At 75.1% G+C, this 16,869-nt stretch carries 12 protein-coding genes and 1 pseudogene; 1 reads left to right on the top strand and 12 read right to left on the bottom strand.

Going from position 1 to position 16,869, the window contains the following annotated elements; genetic code table 11:
• Positions 1-437 precede the first annotated feature (437 nt).
• The 4 genes from ACZ5T9_RS08445 to ACZ5T9_RS08430 all read right to left on the bottom strand — a co-directional run bounded on the left by ACZ5T9_RS08445 (position 438) and on the right by ACZ5T9_RS08430 (position 5,792).
• The gene (locus ACZ5T9_RS08445; protein ID WP_006904859.1) at positions 438-842 is read right to left on the bottom strand and encodes a TIGR04086 family membrane protein; all 405 of its coding nucleotides are present in this window, start codon (positions 840-842) and stop codon (positions 438-440) included.
• 524 nt (positions 843-1,366) lie between these two features.
• Positions 1,367-2,200, bottom strand: coding sequence for a 5'/3'-nucleotidase SurE (gene surE, locus ACZ5T9_RS08440; RefSeq protein ID WP_464832612.1), 834 nt, complete (start codon positions 2,198-2,200; stop codon positions 1,367-1,369).
• A gap of 307 nt (positions 2,201-2,507) precedes the next feature.
• A complete protein-coding gene (locus ACZ5T9_RS08435; protein WP_464832611.1) occupies positions 2,508-5,096 on the bottom strand; it encodes an ATP-dependent DNA helicase in 2,589 nt (862 codons plus the stop codon).
• A 48-nt stretch (positions 5,097-5,144) separates the two neighbouring features.
• Positions 5,145-5,792, bottom strand: a complete 648-nt coding sequence (locus ACZ5T9_RS08430; protein WP_006904856.1) for a histidine phosphatase family protein — start codon at positions 5,790-5,792, stop codon at positions 5,145-5,147.
• Between the two features lie 255 nt (positions 5,793-6,047).
• Between ACZ5T9_RS08430 and ACZ5T9_RS08425 the strand changes: the two genes are divergently transcribed.
• A complete protein-coding gene (locus ACZ5T9_RS08425; RefSeq protein ID WP_464834418.1) occupies positions 6,048-7,007 on the top strand; it encodes a D-2-hydroxyacid dehydrogenase in 960 nt (319 codons plus the stop codon).
• Positions 7,008-7,013: 6 nt separating this feature from the next.
• On the opposite strand, the gene ACZ5T9_RS08420 is transcribed toward ACZ5T9_RS08425, so the two are convergent.
• From ACZ5T9_RS08420 to ACZ5T9_RS08385, 8 genes and pseudogenes are all read right to left on the bottom strand, one after another.
• Positions 7,014-8,414 (bottom strand): amidohydrolase, encoded by a 1,401-nt coding sequence (locus tag ACZ5T9_RS08420; RefSeq protein WP_464832610.1) that lies wholly within the window; start codon positions 8,412-8,414, stop codon positions 7,014-7,016.
• Positions 8,415-8,450: 36 nt separating this feature from the next.
• On the bottom strand, positions 8,451-9,722 hold the full coding sequence (locus ACZ5T9_RS08415) for an adenosylhomocysteinase (protein ID WP_464832609.1): 1,272 nt from the start codon (positions 9,720-9,722) through the stop codon (positions 8,451-8,453).
• Positions 9,719-10,537, bottom strand: a complete 819-nt coding sequence (gene mtnP / locus ACZ5T9_RS08410; RefSeq protein ID WP_051009345.1) for an S-methyl-5'-thioadenosine phosphorylase — start codon at positions 10,535-10,537, stop codon at positions 9,719-9,721. The genes ACZ5T9_RS08415 and mtnP overlap by 4 nt, the downstream gene beginning before the upstream one ends.
• Before the next feature lie 396 nt (positions 10,538-10,933).
• Positions 10,934-11,011: pseudogene (locus tag ACZ5T9_RS08405) on the bottom strand (MarR family transcriptional regulator); the annotation flags it as partial.
• A 267-nt stretch (positions 11,012-11,278) separates the two neighbouring features.
• A complete protein-coding gene (gene ndk / locus ACZ5T9_RS08400) occupies positions 11,279-11,734 on the bottom strand; it encodes a nucleoside-diphosphate kinase (RefSeq protein WP_006904851.1) in 456 nt (151 codons plus the stop codon).
• Between the two features lie 236 nt (positions 11,735-11,970).
• Complete coding sequence (gene speD, locus ACZ5T9_RS08395; RefSeq protein WP_006904850.1) at positions 11,971-12,375, bottom strand: adenosylmethionine decarboxylase; 405 nt, start codon at positions 12,373-12,375, stop codon at positions 11,971-11,973.
• A gap of 315 nt (positions 12,376-12,690) precedes the next feature.
• The gene (locus tag ACZ5T9_RS08390) at positions 12,691-15,510 is read right to left on the bottom strand and encodes a hypothetical protein (protein WP_464832608.1); all 2,820 of its coding nucleotides are present in this window, start codon (positions 15,508-15,510) and stop codon (positions 12,691-12,693) included.
• 173 nt (positions 15,511-15,683) lie between these two features.
• A complete protein-coding gene (locus ACZ5T9_RS08385) occupies positions 15,684-16,826 on the bottom strand; it encodes a glycosyltransferase (RefSeq protein ID WP_464832607.1) in 1,143 nt (380 codons plus the stop codon).
• Between the last annotated feature and the right edge of the window lie 43 nt (positions 16,827-16,869).

Raw genomic sequence — 16,869 nt, 5'->3', positions numbered from 1 at the left:
CAGGCTGGCCGAGGTTCTCCGGGACGGGCGCGGGGCCCCACCCGCCCCGGCGCTTCGCCGGCCGGGGCGGACCACCCCGACGGCCGCCAGCGGAGCCGGAGCGGGTGGCACCAGCGCGGCCGCAGGTCCGGTGGTACGGAGCTTTCGGCCTCCCGTCCCGGGGCAGGGCCGGCGAACCTCCAGTTCCGGGGCGAGCCCCGGGTCGGTCCCGTGGCTCGAGGGCATGTCCGGGTCGGGGGCAGGGATTCCCTGCATGGAACGTTCCTTCACCACCGTCTGGCCTCCAGGGGTCCCGTCCTGGGTACCCGCCAGGTGGAAGGGCGCGGGCCGGAAGGGGGCCCTGGCCCGGTGGGGCCAGGGGCCGGCGCCGGGGTACCGTCGGACACCGGTGCCGCCGCGGGCTGCGGCGGTCTGATGGCGGCCGGGGAGGCCACGGGCTAGAGCAGCATCCCCACGGCCCCGCCGATGGCGCCGAGGATGAACCCCAGCAACATGCGGGGCCCCAGCTGGGCCAGGGGCGTGGGTTCCGCGGGAAAGAGCCAGTGGCCCAGGGCGCTGCCGATCAGCACGTACAGCAGGCCGGCGGCTCCACCGTGCAGCCAGCCCTTGTGGTCGGCGGCGCGGGCCGCCACCAGCCCGCCGGCAGCGGTCGCCAGCATCCCGAGGTAGTAAAGAAAGGCGTTGAGCTGGTACTCGTTAAGTGCCGTGAAGTACACCGCCAGGGCCAGAACCCCCGACGCCAGGACCACCAGCACCAGGGACACGGCCGCGCCCACCAGCACGGCGCGGGCGTGGAACGGCGGCGGGGTGCGGAAACGCTCCCGGGCGTCGGCTCCCTGCACGGTCCGATCCCCCCTTCCGGGCTCCCCGCGCGACGCGCGCGGGCCCGTACGGGAGATCCCTATGTCGGGCGCAGGAGGGTTAGAACGCTGCCGGAGGGACGCCAGGGCATCTTCGGGGGCCCGTGCCGCGGCTCCGGGCCACGGGCGTACCCCGGCGCGGCGACCCCGGACCAAGCCGCGGGCCGGTGCGCGCGCAGCGCACCGGCCCGGTAGGCCGTGGCCCGGGGATCGGAGGCATGGGGCGATCGGCGTACGACCGCGACGACGGGGTCCGTGGCCGCGGGCCGGTCGAACCGGCCGGGGTGCTGGATCCGGCCGGTTCGTTCCGGGAACCGCGGCCCGTTCCTATCGTGGCCGCCAGGGCGGGATGGTACCCTAGCAAAAACCGGCCCCGTCTTCCGCGAGCCGGTGGCTTGGAGGCCCCGCGCGCCCCAGCACAGGCGCCCCGCGAAAAGGTAAGGCCGCGCGCGCGGCGGGTTCAACCGGCGTTCAACCGGCAGGGAAAAGGACTCCTGCCGCGGGCTTCAGGCTTCCGGCCGGACCCGGGCCCGGCCTGCGGCGTCCTGGCCCCGTGCGGTGCCCAGGCCGGCTTCCAGCTGCGGCCGCCAGGCCTCCAGTCGCGCCATGGTCTGGTGGTCCGACAGCTGCAGGTGGAGGGCGGTGACGGAGATGTAACCCGCCCGTACGGCCCCCACGTCCGTTTCCACCGAGGGCGGTTCCTGCACCGGCTCCCCGGCCAGCCAGTAATACGGGCGGCCGCGGGGATCCAGGCGCTTCTCGAAACGGTCCCGGTACATCCGGCGGCTGAGCACCGTCAGGGCCACGCCCGCCATCCGCTCCGCCGGCAGGGGCGGGACGTTGACGTTCAGCAGGACGCCCGGCGGCAGTCCTTCCCTTGCCACCAGCTCCGCCAGGCGGGCCGTGAACTCGGCCGCAGGCCCGTAATCGGGGTCTTCCCAGGCCGCCAGGCTGACGGCAATGGCCGGGACGCCCATGATGACGCCTTCGATGGCCGCCGACACGGTGCCCGAGTACAGCACGTCGAAGCCCAGGTTCCCTCCGCGGTTGATGCCGGAGATCACCAGGTCGCACGGGCCCGGCAGGACCGCCAGCAGCCCGATCTTGGTGCAGTCGGCCGGCGTGCCGCTTACCGCGTAGACCGGCGAGCGGGCGCCGGGGATCTCCACGGGGTCCAGGTACAGGGGCTTGTGCAGGGTGATGGCATGGCCGGAGGCGCTGCGCTGGCGATCGGGGGCCACCACGTAGACCTCCCAACCCGTCCGCTCCTCCAGCGTGGCCCGCAGCGTCTGGATCCCCTGGCTGTACACCCCGTCGTCGTTGACCAGTAGAACGCGCAACGCTCGTGCCTCCTGAAATAGGGTCCGTCGGGACGGCGCCGGGCGGCCCGGATCGACCCTGCGAGCAGCGCCCGGCACCAGGATTATTGGGATGGTACCACGAACCAGCTGCACCGGCCAGCCCGCCCCGCTGCGGCCGGGCCGCCCGGATGTCCGGCCAGGGCGCCCGAGGGGACCGGTCGCCGGCCTGCCGGGCGTCGCCGCGGCGGCCCCCGAGGGCCGTTGCGATGCGCAAGGCGGGGCACGCCGGGGCCGAGTCCCCGGCGCCGGCGGACACGCGCCGGGACACAGCCCTCCCCCAGGCTGTTCAACCCGGGCCGTGGTCGCCGTCACCCGCCCGCCCCGCCCGGGTGAACCAGCGACCCACCACCTGGACGGCCTCGGACGCCGGCCCCACCCAGCGAGCGGCCGGAGGCAGGCTGTCCAGCAGCAGGGTCGCGTACCGGGAGGAACCCGGCGCCAGGCGCGGGTCCAGGACCACCACCACGCCCCGGTCCGCCGGGCCTCGGATCAAGCGTCCAAAGCCCTGCTTTAATCTGACGGCTGCGCGCGGCAGCTGATACTGGAAGAAGGCCGAGCCCCCGGCGGCGGCGATGACGTCGCAGCGGGCTGCCGTCAGGGGGTCTCCCGGCGGGTCGAAAGGCAGGCGGGTGAGGATCACCCCCTCCAGCCGCCGGCCGGGGACGTCGATTCCCTCCCAGAGGCTGTCGACCCCCATCAGCACGTCCACCCGGCCGCCCGCCAGGGCCGCCACCAGCCGGCCGCGGGGCCCGTCGCGGTCCTGCAGCGCGGGCCGCCGGCCCAGGGCGCGGAGGGCCGGCCGCAGCTGCTCCCCTACGGCTTCAAGGGCCCACCGGGCCGTGAACAGGACCAGCACGCCGCCGGGGATGGCGGCAATCAGGGGCAGCAGCTGGCGGGCCAGCTCCCCGGCGTAGACTTCGTCGCGGTGGCTGGGCGGGCGCGGCGCGTCGGTCACCACCACCAGCAGCGCCTGGCGGGGGAAGTCGAAGGGTGACGGGATGAACCGGCGGCGGGCCCCCGCGATGCCCAGGCGCCGGAGCCAGTGGTCGTCCCGGGGCAGGGTAGCCGAGGTCAGGACCGCCGGGACACTGGCAAACAGGGGCTCCAGATCCGCGGCAGCCACCACAGGGGCCGCACTCAACCGGGGGCCGGCAGGATGGGCTTCCACCCAGGCGCACAGCCCGTCCGCCTCCTGCAGCCGCGCCACGGCCGCCACGGCCTCCTGAACCCGCTGCCGCAGGCGCCGGAAGGCCAGATAGGCGCGCTCTTCCACGGGCGGGGGCTGGCGGTCCAGGGCTTCGGCCAGGGCGGGCAGGCTCTCTGCCGCCTCCGCCAGGGCCCGGGCCAGCTGCCGGTGAAGGGGCGAGCCCCGCCCCTCCCTCCAATCCTGCGGCAGCCGGGCCGCACCGCCACCGGCGGTGGCGGCCGCCGCCTCCAGCGCCGTGGCCAGCCCTTCCAGCGCGGCGCGGGCGCGGGCAACCCGTGCGGGAAGGTCGTGGCCGCCGCTGGTGGAGGGCGGGACCCCCTGGCCACCCGCCGCCGGACCGCCCTGATCCGCGGAGAACGGGCCGCCGGGCGCCTCCCGCCGCGGCCTCCCGTCCCCGGCGCCCGCTGGGACGAAGCCCGCCGCAGGACGCCGGGACGGGGCTGCGGTTCCCAGCACGCGAAGCAGCTCGGCGGGGTTCAGCCGGCAGCCCAGCTGCTGGGCGGCCACGTCCTCCAGGTGGTGGGCTTCATCCAGGATCAGGGCGTCGCAGGCGGGGAGGAGGCGGCCCCCGGCCGCCCAGTCGGCCAGGAGCAGGGCGTGGTTGGTGACGATGAGGGCGGCCTTCTGCGCGTTCTCCCGGGCCAGCAGGGGGAAGCAGCTCCGGGCCGCCGGGCAGGCTGCACCCAGGCAGGAGCCGGCGTCCACGCCGAGGCGCGGGGCCAGGCGGCCCAGGACGGGATGGGCCAGTTCGGACAGCTCGCCGGTGGCGGTGGACTCAAGCCAGTGGGCCAGGGCGCGGGCGGGATCGCCCGCGGCGGTCGCCGCGAGGGCTTCGGGGACGATGCCCGGGTCCGTGACCTCGGGGTCCGGCGCCGCGCCGCCGGCCGCCGTTCCTGGACCGGCGCTGCCCACCTCCCTCTCGTCCGGGGTACCGCGTCCCCCGGCGGCGGACCACAGCACCGGGCGGCTGGCGGCCAGTTCGTCCAGAACCGCCGCGGCCTGCAGGCGGCAGGCATACTGGCCAAAGCCCTTGAGCACGGCGGTCGTAACGGGCACCAGCCGCTCCACCACCGGCAGGTCGCGCGCCCGCAGCTGGTCCTGAAGGGCCACGGTATGGGTGGCGATCACCACCCGGGTGCGGTGGCGGTGGGCCCAGAGGGCGGCAGGGATCAGGTAGGCCAGGCTCTTGCCGATGCCCGTCGCCGCCTCCACCGCCAGGTGGCGTCCCTCCTCCAGGGCGGCGGCCACCTCCAGCGCCATCTCCACCTGGCCAGGGCGGTACTGGTAGCCCGGTACCAGCCGCTCCAGCAGGCCGCCGGGGCGGAAGGCCGCATCCACCAGGGCGGCCAGGGACGGGGACCCGCCGCCCGGGGGTGAACCCGGCGCGGATGGAGAAGCCCCGGGACCTGCAGGTCCCTCGGGTTCCTCATCGGGCGGAGAGGTGCCCGGGGGCTGACCGGCCCGGGTTCCGGGTCCTGGTGCCGCCTCCGGGCCCGGGCCCGCTTCCGGCCCACCCGCCGGCGCTCCCGCCGCGCGGGTGACGGGGAGAGCCCCGGCGAGCCCCGCCTGGTGGGTGCCGCTGCCTGGTTGCGCGCTCTCCGCCGGGCGGGTGCCACCCGCCGGGCAGGATTCCTCCTCAAGGCCCGGAGCCGGGCTGGTGCCGTCCAAGGCGCCCCCTCCCCTTCCGCCCCGATGCGGCGCGACCCGCCTCCCGCCCTAGGCTTCTTCCGGCCGCAAGGAGCCGGGGCGGCGCAGGTGACAGGTATCGTTGAGATACCGCAGCAGGGGGGGCCGCCCCTCCCGCAGCTCGACCGCCGTCACGCCGGTGTTGTCGATCAGCATCCGGGTCCGCATGGCCGGCGGCAGCTCCAGCAGGCGGCAGAGCAGCGCCTTGACGGTACCCCCGTGGGCCACCACGGCCAGCCGCCGGAGACCAGGGCGCCGGAGACGCTCGTCCACGGCGTCCCAGGCCCGCTCGCCCAGCTCCCGGAAGGTTTCGCCACCGGTGGGGCGCCCTTCGAAGGGATCGGCCTGATACGCGGCATAGTCGTCGGCGTAACGGGCGCGGATCTCGGCCGCCGCCAGCCCTTCCCAGGCGCCGAAGTTCATCTCCCGCAGGCGCGGGTCCGTCTCCAGAGGAACGGGCGGCCGGCGGCTGCCGGCCACGGCCCGGGCGGTTTCGACCGCCCGTTTCAGGTCGCTGGCCAGCACCAGGTCCAGGGGGTGGTGGGCGAAGCGCCGCCCCAGGGCGCGGGCCTGCTGGCGCCCCCGCGGGGAGAGGGCGGTATCCTTCTGGCCCTGGTAGACGCCGGCCCGGTTCCAGTCCGTTTCACCATGGCGGATCAGGTAGAGGGTGATGCCCATTCCCGGCCTCCTTCGTCGCCCCTGGGCCACGGGCCTCCCTTCCTGGGCCACGGGCCGCAGCCTGCCGGCCTGGACCGCGGCGGATGGCGCCCGCCGCCGCGGTGGGGTGGCGGGGGGCGCCGGCCTTCCCCGCCCAGCCCGGCCGGTCGCAGGGATCCCGAGACCCCGGTGCGGCCGGCAACGAGGAACCGGCCGGGCCGTGGGGAATCACCAGGGCGGAACCCCGCGGCTGTGGGAGGTCGATCTGCCGTGACCATGGAGATTCTATGTACCGTGCCCCTGACCCCCGCCCAGGCCCAGCGGCTGGCCGCAGAGGTCCCCGAGGCCCGGCTCCGCCTCCTCGCCGGCCGGGTTCCTCCGGAAGAGCTCGACCGGGCTTTTGCCGTGGCCAGCGTGGCGTTCCTCTTCGGGCGGGAGCTGACGCCGGAACGGCTGGCCGCGGCGCGCAACCTGCGCTGGATCCAGTGTGCCTACGCGGGGGTCGACGCCATGCTGGCGGCCGTGCCCCAGCTGCGGGACCACCCGGTGATCCTGACCAACGCCCGGGGGATGCATGCCGCCACCATCGCCGACCACGTCTTCATGTTCATGCTGGCGTGGGCCCGGAACCTGCCCGGCTACCTGGACCAGCAGCGGCGGGCCCAGTGGCGCCGCCTGCCTACCCGGGAGCTGGCGGGCGAGACCCTGGCCGTGGTCGGCCTGGGAGCCATCGGCCGGGAGGTGGCCCGCCGCGCCAGGGCCTTTGGCATGCGCGTGCTGGCCTGCCGCCGCAACCCCGAGCCCGAGGAAGGCATCGAGCTGGTGGTGGGACCGGGCGAGATCCGGCGCATCCTGGAGCCGGCCCAGTGGGTGGTGGTCAGCGCGGCGCTGACGGCCGAGACCCGCCACCTGATCGGCCGGGACGAACTGGCCGCCATGCGGCCCGACGCGTTCCTCATCAACATCGCCCGGGGCGCCGTGGTGGACGAGGAGGCCCTGGTGGAGGCGCTGCGGGCGCGGCGGATCGCCGGGGCCGGCCTGGACGTCTTCGCCGAGGAGCCGCTGCCGCCCCATCACCCGCTCTGGGGGCTGGACAACGTCCTCATCACCCCCCACAACGCCGGCGCCATGCGGGATTACACCGGGGCGGCGCTGGAGCTCTTCCTCGACAACCTGCGGCGGTTCCGCCAGGGCCGGCCCCTGCGCAACGTGGTCGACAAGGCCCGCGGCTACTGACCACGGTCACTGCGCGGCACCGCCCCGGGGTGACGGGTCCGCCGCCTCCCCGGCTGGCGCGGGCGGGTTCTCGTCGGCCGGGCCCGTCCGGGCGGCCCGCCCGAGGCGGGCCAGCCGCTCGGCCCGCTGCTGGGTCTCGTGTTCCACCCGTTCCAGGTCGATGGTGAGCAGCTCGCCGCCGTCCACCAGCACCTTGCCGTGGACCAGCACCGTGTCCACGTCGGCGGCCTTGGCCGAGTACACCACCAGGCTGGTCAGATCGTGCCGCGGCCACAGGTGGGGCGCCCGCAGGTCGAGGATCACGATGTCGGCCAGGTAACCCGGCGCCAGGCAGCCCAGGCGATCGAAGCCCAGCGCCCGGGCGCCGCCCACGGTGGCCAGGCGCAGCACCTGCCAGGCCGGCAGGGCCGTGGCGTCGTAGCGGCTCACCTTTTGCAGGTTGGCGGCCAGGCGCATCTCTTCGAACAGGTCCAGGTGGTTGGTGCTGGCGGCTCCGTCGGAGGCCAGGCCCACCGTCACCCCCGCCGCCAGCAGCTCCGGTACCGGGGCGATGCCGCTGGCCAGCTTGCAGTTGGAGATGGGGTTGTGGGCGACGCCCACCCGGTGTTCCGCCAGCAGGGCGATGTCGGCCTCGTCCAGGTGGACGCAGTGGGCCGCCAGGGTCTCGTGCTGGAACACGCCCAGCTCGGCGAAGTGCTGGATCGGGCTCTTGCCGTACTGGGCGCGGATCTGCTCGACCTCCGCCCGGGTCTCGGCCAGGTGGGTGTGGATGGGGCAGCCCAGGGCCGCCGCGGCCTCCAGCACCCGCGCCACGTAGGGCGGCGGGCAGGTGTAGGGCGCATGGGGTGCCAGGGCGCAGCGGATGCGGCCGTCCCCCGCGCCATGGAAGCCGCTGACCAGCGCCTTGCCTTCCTCCAGGGCCCGGTCCGACCCCGGCGCGACGCCGATCAGGCCGCGGGAGAGGTGGGCCCGCACCCCCGTCTCCAGCACCGCCTGCGCCACCCGGTCCATGAAGAAATACATGTCGGCGAAGGTGGTGACACCGGCCAGCAGCGACTCGGCGATGGCCAGCAGGGTGCCCCAGTAGACGTCGTCGCCGGTCAGGTGGGCTTCGGCCGGCCAGATGTGTTCCTCCAGCCAGGGCATGAGGGGCACGTCGTCGGCGTACCCCCTCAACAGGGACATGGCGTGGTGGGTGTGGGCGTTCACCAGGCCCGGCAGGACGATCTTCCCCCGCGCGTCGATACGCCGGGTGGGCTGCCAGCTGGGATCCAGGCCCGAGGCCGGTCCGGCGTAGATGATGCGCTCGCCCTCCACGGCCACGACCCCGTCAGCGACAATGTCGAAGGGCCCGCTCCCCTCGCCCGCGAACACCCAGCCGCCCTCGATCAGCACCCGTGACGGCATCGCCCGTCCTCCTTTCGCCGCTCGGCTGTCCCCGGCCTAGGCGGTGCCCTCCCGCCAGCCGGCCAGGTAGGCCGCCTGTTCCGGCCGCAGGGTGTCGATGGCGATCCCCAGGGCCTGCAGCCGCAGGGCGGCCACTTCCCGGTCCAGCTCGTCGGGCAGGGCAAAGACCCCTGGCCCCAGCCGCTCGGCTTCCCGGTCGATCCAGGCCAGGGCGAGGAGCTGCAGGCCGAAGGACAGGTCCATGATCTCGGCCGGGTGGCCGTCCCCACCCGCCAGGTTGACCAGTCGCCCGTCGGCCAGCAGGTGAAGGCGGCGACCGCCGGGCAGCACGTAGGTCCGGACGCCGGGCCGCGCCTCCTCCACCCGCTGGGCCAGCGCCTCCAGATCGGCCTTGGCGATCTCTACATCGAAGTGACCCGCATTGGCCAGGAGCGCCCCGTCCTTCATGCGCCGGAAGTGGCGTTCCACCAGCACGTCGCGGCACCCGGTGACGGTGACGAACACGTCCCCCAGCGCCGCCGCCTCGTCCGACGGCATCACCTGGTGGCCGTCCATCAGGGCCTCGTTGGCCCGGATGGGGTCCACCTCGCAGACCACCACCCGGGCGCCCAGTCCCCGGGCCCGCTCCGCCACGCCCTTGCCGCACCACCCGTAGCCGCAGACCACCACGGTCTTGCCCGCCACCACCAGGTTGGTCAGGCGCATGATGCCGTCCCAGACCGACTGCCCGGTTCCGTACCGGTTGTCGAACCGGTGCTTCATGGCGGCGTGGTTGGTGGCCGCCATGGGAAACCGCAACACGCCGTCCCGGGCCATGGCGCGCAGGCGCAGGACGCCGGTGGTGGTCTCCTCGGCGCCGCCCCGCACGCCCTCAAGCCACTCCCGGCGCCGGGTGTGCAGGTGGGCCACCAGATCCCCGCCGTCGTCCAGCACCAGGTGGGGGCGGAAGGCCAGGGTCTGGTCGATGAATTCCACGTACTCCTCCGGCGTGGCGCCGTGCCAGGCGTACACCGCCACCCCGGCCCCGGCCAGGGCGGCGGCCACGTCGTCCTGGGTGGAGAGGGGATTGGAACCGCAGATGGCCACCCGGGCGCCGGCCCGCTGCAGCGCCAGGGCCATGCGCGCCGTCTTGGCCTCCAGGTGCAGGCAGATGGCGACCCGGCGGCCCGCCAGGGTCGCCTCTTCCGCCAGGCGGCGTTCCAGCGCCGCCACCACGGGCATGCGGGGCTCGACCCAGCGGATCTTCTGCCAGCCGGATGCCGCCAGCCCGGGATCCCGGATCCGGCTCGGCGGGACGGGCGGCGTCACGGCCGGGGTTCCTCCTCCCCGCCGGTGGCCGCCGCCACCTTGAGGGGGGCAGGGCGCGCCACGCACGGGCAGGCCGGTTCGGCGGCCAGGCGGGGCAGGGCCTCCAGGATCAGCCGCCGCAGGTTGGTTCCGTTGGCCGCCATGATCTCCAGCACCTCTTCGTGGGTCAGGGGCTGGCCCGAGATGCCGGCGGCGTAGTTGGTCACCATGGCGATGGTGGCGTAGCACAGGCCCGCCTCCCGGGCCAGCACCACCTCCGGCACGCTGGTCATGCCCACCAGGTCGCCGCCCAGGCGCTCGAACATGCGGATCTCCGCGGGCGTCTCAAAGCGCGGCCCCTCGGTGCAGACGTACACGCCACCGTTGGTCACGGGCAGGCCCAGGGCCTTGCCGGCCGCCTCCAGGTGGCTGCGGATCTCCGGGCAGTAGGGCTCGGTGACGTCGATGTGGACGACCCCGGCCTCCCCGCCCTCGAAGAAGGTGGAGACGCGGTTCTTAGTAAAATCGAGGAACTGGTCGACCAGGACGAAGTGGCCCGGCCCGAAGGCCTGGCGCAGGGAGCCCACGGCGGCGGTGGCGATGACCCGGCGGACCCCCAGCGCAGCCAGGGCATAGATGTTGGCCCGGTAGTTGATCTTGTGGGGTGGTACCGTGTGCCCGGCGCCGTGCCGGGCCAGGAAGACCACCTCCAGGCCGCGGAACTTGCCGATGCGCACGGTGGCCCGCCCGTAGGGCGTGACCACCGTCTCCTCGCGCACGTCGTCCAGGATCTCCGGATCGTATACGCCCGTTCCTCCGATGATGGCCAGTCGCACGGGCCCGCTCCTCCCTTCCCCGCCCCCGCGGCCCTTCCGGCCGGGGACGGGATCCTGCTCCGGGGCCTCGGCTGCGGCCTCGCCCTCCCCGGCCGGATCGGCCGTCCCGCCCCACCCTTGCGGCCGGGGGCCCGGGGAGACGGGGCTGCCGGCCAGGGCGGGAAGCTGGCCGTTGCTCTCCCTCTGGATCGCGTCCACCAGGCGCTCCAGGGAACGCAGCAACACCCGCCGGTCCACGGGATCCAGGTGGGCCAGCACCCGGGCCAGGTAGGCGCGCCGCGCCTCCAGCACCGCGTCCAGCAGTTCCCGGGCGCGGGGAAGGAGCCGCAGCCGGATCACCCGGCGGTCGGCCGGATCCCGGACCCGCTGCACCAGCTGCTGTCGCTCCAGCCGGTCGACCAGGTCGGTGACGGTGCTGGACGCCAGGTAGAGGTGCTGGCAGAGCTCCCCCATGGTGAGGTCGGGATGCCGCATGAGCACGAGCAGGGCATCGAATTGGGGCGGCGTGATGTCAAACTGTCCCAGGATGGCCCGCCCGTGGTGGCGGATCAGGGTGGCCACCGCCCGCAGGTGCTGCTCGGCGGTCGCCACCACCAGCCGGTCGCCTTGTGGTTCCAGACCCCGGGTCATGGACGGCCTCCGTCGCACCCGGCAGCGCAGGCCCGGCCGGGCCGGTTCGGCCCCGCAAGGACACCGTGATGAACCGGCCCGGATCCCCGGCACCCCGCTGCCGGCGATGGCTCAGCTGCGGTCGTACAGCCAGGCCTCCCTATGATTTTCCCAGTCGATGAGTTCATCCTGCCGGAACCAGAGCTCGATCTCCTGCCGGGCGCTCTCGAGGGAGTCGCTGCCGTGCACCAGGTTGAAGCCGATGTCGTTGGCCAGGTCGCCGCGGATGGTGCCGGGCGCGGCCTTGGCCCCGTCGGTGGGACCCATGAGATTGCGCACCACGTTGACGGCCTCCCGGCCCTCCCAGACCATGGCCACCACCGGTGCCGAGGTGATGAAGCGGATCAGCCCCGGGAAGAAGGGCTTTCCCTCATGGGCCGCGTAGTGGCGGCGGGCCAGTTCCTCACTGACCTGGACCATCTTGAGCCCAACCAGCTTGAGGCCCTTGCGCTCCAGCCGCGCGATGATCTCGCCCACCAGGCCGCGCTGGACGCCGTCGGGCTTGACCATGACGAAGGTGCGTTCCACGGCCACTCCTCCTTACAGGCTGTGTGCTTGCAGGCTTGGCGGTCCACCGGGCCCGCCCCAGGCGCGGCCCGGCCGGCCCTTGGATGCGGACCGGCACCGGCCGGCGGCACGGCCGCCGCCCGGCCCTGGCAAGGCCGGCTGAAGGGGTACCAGTTTCAGGATGCCCTGGAGGGCAAAAAAAGAAGTGCGGGGAACCCGCACTTCTGCCGCCCCGCCCGGGGTGTGGCGGTCACCAGTCAACCCGCCGCGTCCCGGCGCAGGGCCACCGGCTGCAGCCTCGGGCTGTCCTGTTCGTCCAGAATGCCCCGCTGGGTTTCCGATGCCGCGACGCGCCCCGCCCGCAGGTGCTCGAAGATGTAGTGGCACGCGTCCCACGGATCGACGTGGTCCCCGCAGGTGAAGACGTCGATGGCGGCGTAACCCAACTCCGGCCACGTGTGGATCGTCAGGTGGGACTCCGAGATCACCACGACCCCACTGACGCCCTGGGGGGCGAACTTGTGGAAGGCGACCTGACGAATCTCGGCCCCGGCGGCCAGTGCCGCCTCTACCATGATCGACTCCACCAGATTCACGTCATCCAGCACCGCCGGGTCGCAATCGTATGCCTCGGCCAAGATGTGCCGCCCGAGCGCCCGCATGCGCCTCGCCCCCTTTTCGTGACCGAATTTCACAACCTTTCCGCCGCCTGACGGCGTCAGTTTCGGGAACCCGCCTGAAAAAGCGGATTCCCCGGCCCGGTCCATGAGAACCAGGATTCATTGTAGCAACCTGCCCCGCCGTGTCAACAACATGGCGGCACCGATCTTCACCGGTGGCGGGGGATCCGGGGCGTCAACGCCGGGGGTGCCGGTTGCCGGCCGTTGTCCTTGTCGGCGGGCGGCGACCGGCAGGCGCCGTGGAGGGATTGCTGGTGGGACTGCCGTCCTGGGGCGCCGGTGGACGGCGGGCCGGGATTACCGCCCGGGATCGGGGGCGACGCCGCGGCTGCCCGGTGCCTGGCCCCGGCCGGACGCCGCCGGCCCCTGGGATCCTGCGGGAAGGGCCGGCCGCGGGGCCGCGCCCGTTTCGGGCGGGCCGGCGGACAAGGGCGCCGTGCCGGGGCTCTCCAGGCCGGCGGCCAGGGCCAGCAGCAGGGTGGCCCCGTAGACCAGGGTGGTGGCGGCCGCCACGATGCCGCTGTCGTTCAGGAGCAGGGCCGCCAGGCTGCCTGCCGCCACGGCCGCCAGCCCCCGCACGGCTTCGGGCGCGCTTCGCTCCAGCCGGCGTACCACCGCCGCGCGCCGGTAGATGACGAAGGCATAGGCGAAGACCAGCATGACAAATAGGTAGCTCCAGTTGGTGTAGCGCATCAGCCGCAGGTTCATGCCGATCTTGCGCACCACCACGTCCGCCAGGGCGCCGGGTCCCACGCTCTCCACCTGCTCCCAGGTGGCCAGGACGTGGGTCGCCCCCGCACCCAGCTGGCGGTCCCACAGGGCCATCAGCAGCCCGGCTGCCACCGGCGCCCCCAGGAGGAGGAACCCGGCAGCCGCCCGCCGGCGCAAGCGCTGCCGGCGGGCGGCCAGGGCCGACGCCAGGGCGGGCCCGCAGGCCGCCACGGCGGCCGACAGGGCGCCGCCGAAGTTGCTGCCCAGCCGGGGGCTGGCGAGGACGGCGGCGACGGCCCCCAGGGTCAGCGGAACCCCCAGTGCCGCGGGCAGCCGCCACCAGGTGGCGAGTCTCTTCGGGGCCGCCAGCCACACCGCCGCGGCGCCTGCCGACGGGCGGCCTGACCTGCCGGCGGGCGGCTGGCCGGGCATGGGCGGCCGGGCCGGTTGCCACCCGGGCCGCCGGCGGTGACCGGGCGCCGCCGCGGCCGCCCGCCGGCGCATCTCCGCCCAGGCGGCAGCGGCCACCGCCGCCGAGCCGATCAGCACCCCCATGTACTCGTTGCCGATGCCGTAGAAGCGCGCGCCACCGATGGGCGAATAGCCGAAGGGCGTCAGCTGGGCCAGCCAGGCCCCGGCCAGGGCGTCGGCCACCGTCACCACCGCCGTCCAGAACCCTACGGCGCCGAAGGCCCCCAGGGTCGACCCCGCCAGGCGCCGGGCCAGGGCCGCCAGGGCGACGGCCAAAAGCGCCGCCAGCAACACCGACGGCGTCCCGGACCACCAGCTCCACCCCGGTCCGGCAGGCCAGGCCGGCAACAGGAGGTTGGCCAGGGGGAAGGCGGCCAGGGCCAGGAGGGGCTGCACCCAGCGGCCCAGCCGGCGGCTGCGGCGCCACAGGCCGAGCAGCGGGCCGGCCGTCAACACCAGGCCCGCTCCCACGAACAGGCGGATGAAGGCGGCTCGCCGCTGGTAGTTGACCACCAGGCCGGCATCGAGCCGGTGGAGGCCGGCCAGCGCCTCGGCCCCCGGCGGCCCTTCGCCGGGCACCACCAGCCAGGGCCGCCCTACCCAGGCGGGGTGGGGCGGCGCCGCCAGGTGGGCCGCGATCATGGGCGCCAGGTCGGTGTTGGCCACCACGCCGGCCCGGCGCGTGGACGGGCTGGCCAGCAGGCCGGAGCCCGCCCCCCAGGTGATGACGGGCATCAGGGTCTCGCCCGTGGCCCGGGCCTCGCTGCCGGGGGCCGGGTTCAGCAGGATCAGCCGGTCTTCGGGGCCCAGGCCCGCTCGCATGACCGCCAGCGCCCGTCCCAGCCGGCGGGCCGCCTCCCACCGGGCCGTTTCCAGGGTGCCGGCGGGCAGGAGCGGCGCCAGGTCCTCCAGCCGGGCCAGGTCCCCTTCCTCTACCACCACCAGGGCGGCCTGCCGGCGCGCCAGCGCCCAGGCGTCCAGAACCGTGTCCCACCGGGTCCGCCAGCCGCCGGGGAAAGAAGGATCGGGTTCGAGGGCGCGGCCGTCGACCAGGCCGAGGTCGACCCGGCCGCGGCCGTCAGCCGCCAGCAGCGCGGCGCCGGGGCGGGCCGAGGCCCAGGGACCCGAGGGCAGGTCGGCGTTGCCCAGGGCGGCCACCTTCAGGCCCGCTGCGTGCAAGGCGGCGGCCAGGGACCCCAGGGGCACGGGGTGATCCAGATCCTGGTTGGCACGCTGCAGGGCGTGCCAGCCCCAGTGCACCACAGGTGGCAGCCCGGGAAGACCCGTGCTCGCTGCCGCCTCGCCCGCGGCCCCTTCGCCTGCGGCCTCCACCCCGGCCTCCGGCCCACCGGCCGCCTGCGCTCCGCCGTTCCTTCCCGGCGCGCCCCGGACCCCGGCCGCCGCGGGGGCTGGGGCCGGGCTGCCGGCCAGGGCAGGTTCCGCCCCGGACGGCGCGCTCCCGGGCCATGACGCCGGTGCAGCAGGCGGCGTGCCCGAGGGGCCGGGCCACCAGCGGTCGAACAGGCTGGCGGCCGTCCCCGGCGCCAGCACCTGGTCGCCAGGGAGCACCCAGCCGGCCGTGGGGCCGCTGACGGCCCGCGCCCCGGCCCCCAGGGTCAGGTACGCCGCCTCGCGCCCGTAATAACCCCCGGTGTGGGCTGTCATGAGGCCTATGGCGGCCCCCTGGAGCAGGCTCTGCCACGTGGGGTCGGTGGCCGCCAGGCGGTGGAGCAGGGCCAGGTCGAGGCCGGGGGCCGTCACCAGGGTCACCACGCGGCGCTGCGTACCCTGGCCGGGCGGCGCGGCGGGCGCGACCCACGGGCGGCCTTCATCCAGGACCAGCCTCCCGGCCCCGTCCAGGGTACCTTGCAGCTGGCGCGCGGTCAGCCCCGTTCCCGCGGCCAGCAGCCCCGCCACCAGGAGCACGGCTGCCACCCGCCGGGCCGCCGGCGGGGTCCGCGGGTCGCCGGCCCTCGCCCGCGACCGGGGCCCGGGGGCCGCGCGGCCGGGGGCACCTGGGGGGAACAGGCCGGGGCTCGAGGAGGAACCCGCCGCGGCGCCTGGCCGGGAGCCGGCACCGGAAGCCGTGCGCGCGGAAGGGGCCACGGTCACCGCCTCTCCTCCGCCGGATGGAGCCGGCCGGTGCGGCGGGCCGCGGCCGGCGGGGTCGCCAGCTGACCGTACAGCTGCAGGTGCTGCCGGGCAACCTGCGCTGCGTCAGGCCAACGGCTCGCCCTGGCGGCTGCCGCCCGGGCCAGGCGCTGCCGCGCCGCCTCGTCGCGCAGGAGGCCGAACAGGACCCGGGCCAGCACCACGGGATCACCGGGGGGTACCAGGCGGCCGTCGATGCCGTCGCGGACCAGATCCTCCAGGCCACCGGTCCGGCTGACCACCACCGGGCAGGCCGCCGCCATGGCTTCCGCCGCCGCCAGGCCGTATGCCTCCTGGCGGGACGGCTGGACGTAGACGTCCACGGCCCGCAGCCAGCGGGCCGCCTCCTGGCGGTGGCCGGCCCAGCGCACCCAGGCGCCGATGCCCAGCCGCCCGGCCAGCCGGCGCAGGGCCGGTTCGTCAGGCCCCGCACCGATGACCAGGCAGGTCACGGGCAACCCGTGACGGTGGACCAGGGCCACGGCGCGCAGCAGCACGTCGACGCCCTTTTCCCGGCTGAGGCGCGCGATGGTGCCCACCACCGGGCCCACGTCGGGCAGGGCTAGTTCCCGGCGCGCCCGCTGGCGCGGCAGGAGCGCCGTCCCAACGCGTTGCAGGGGCGGGACCAGGACGTGGACCTGGGCCGGCCGGCCGGGGGCCGCGGCCGGGACGATCCCCGCCACGGCGGCCCAGGTGGCCAGCGCCCGGGAGACGGCCACCACGGCCCGGCAGCGGTGCGCCACCCAGCGGGCCAGCTGCCGCTGCCACCAGCCGGTGGGAAAGGTATGAAGGGTCATGACCAGTGGCACCCGGGGGCACGCCAGGGAGGCGGCCAGGGCCGCCTTCAGGCCGTGGGCATGGATCAGGCGGGGCGAGCCGGCCTGGTGGCGCAGCTGGGCACCCAGGGTGCGCAGGGCGCCCCAGGCCATGGACCCGCCGGCCGGCACGGTGATCAGGCGGCAGTTGGCGCCGGCCGCGGCCAGCTGCCGCCCCACCGCCTCCACGTAGGTCCCGACCCCGCCGGCCGCGGGGCCGGCCAGCCACCAGATGGTGCCGCCCGGGGGCGAAGACGGTTCATCCGGGCAAGGGTGCCGGTGCATGCGCTGGACCTCCCTGCCAGAAGATGCCCCCGGCCGGGCGGCT

The organism is Thermaerobacter nagasakiensis (genome assembly GCF_055396825.1).
Note: the sequence above shows the minus strand (reverse complement) of the source record. Positions and strands in the feature narration are given on the sequence as shown.

Excerpts from the sequence above, each read along its gene's own strand:
- ACZ5T9_RS08430 (WP_006904856.1), bottom strand. The coding sequence starts at position 5,792 with ATGGGCATCACCCTCTACCTGATCCGCCATGGTGAAACGGACTGGAAC.
- ACZ5T9_RS08425 (WP_464834418.1), top strand. The coding sequence starts at position 6,048 with ATGGAGATTCTATGTACCGTGCCCCTGACCCCCGCCCAGGCCCAGCGG.
- ACZ5T9_RS08420 (WP_464832610.1), bottom strand. The coding sequence starts at position 8,414 with ATGCCGTCACGGGTGCTGATCGAGGGCGGCTGGGTGTTCGCGGGCGAG.
- speD (WP_006904850.1), bottom strand. The coding sequence starts at position 12,375 with ATGCGGGCGCTCGGGCGGCACATCTTGGCCGAGGCATACGATTGCGAC.
- ACZ5T9_RS08385 (WP_464832607.1), bottom strand. The coding sequence starts at position 16,826 with ATGCACCGGCACCCTTGCCCGGATGAACCGTCTTCGCCCCCGGGCGGC.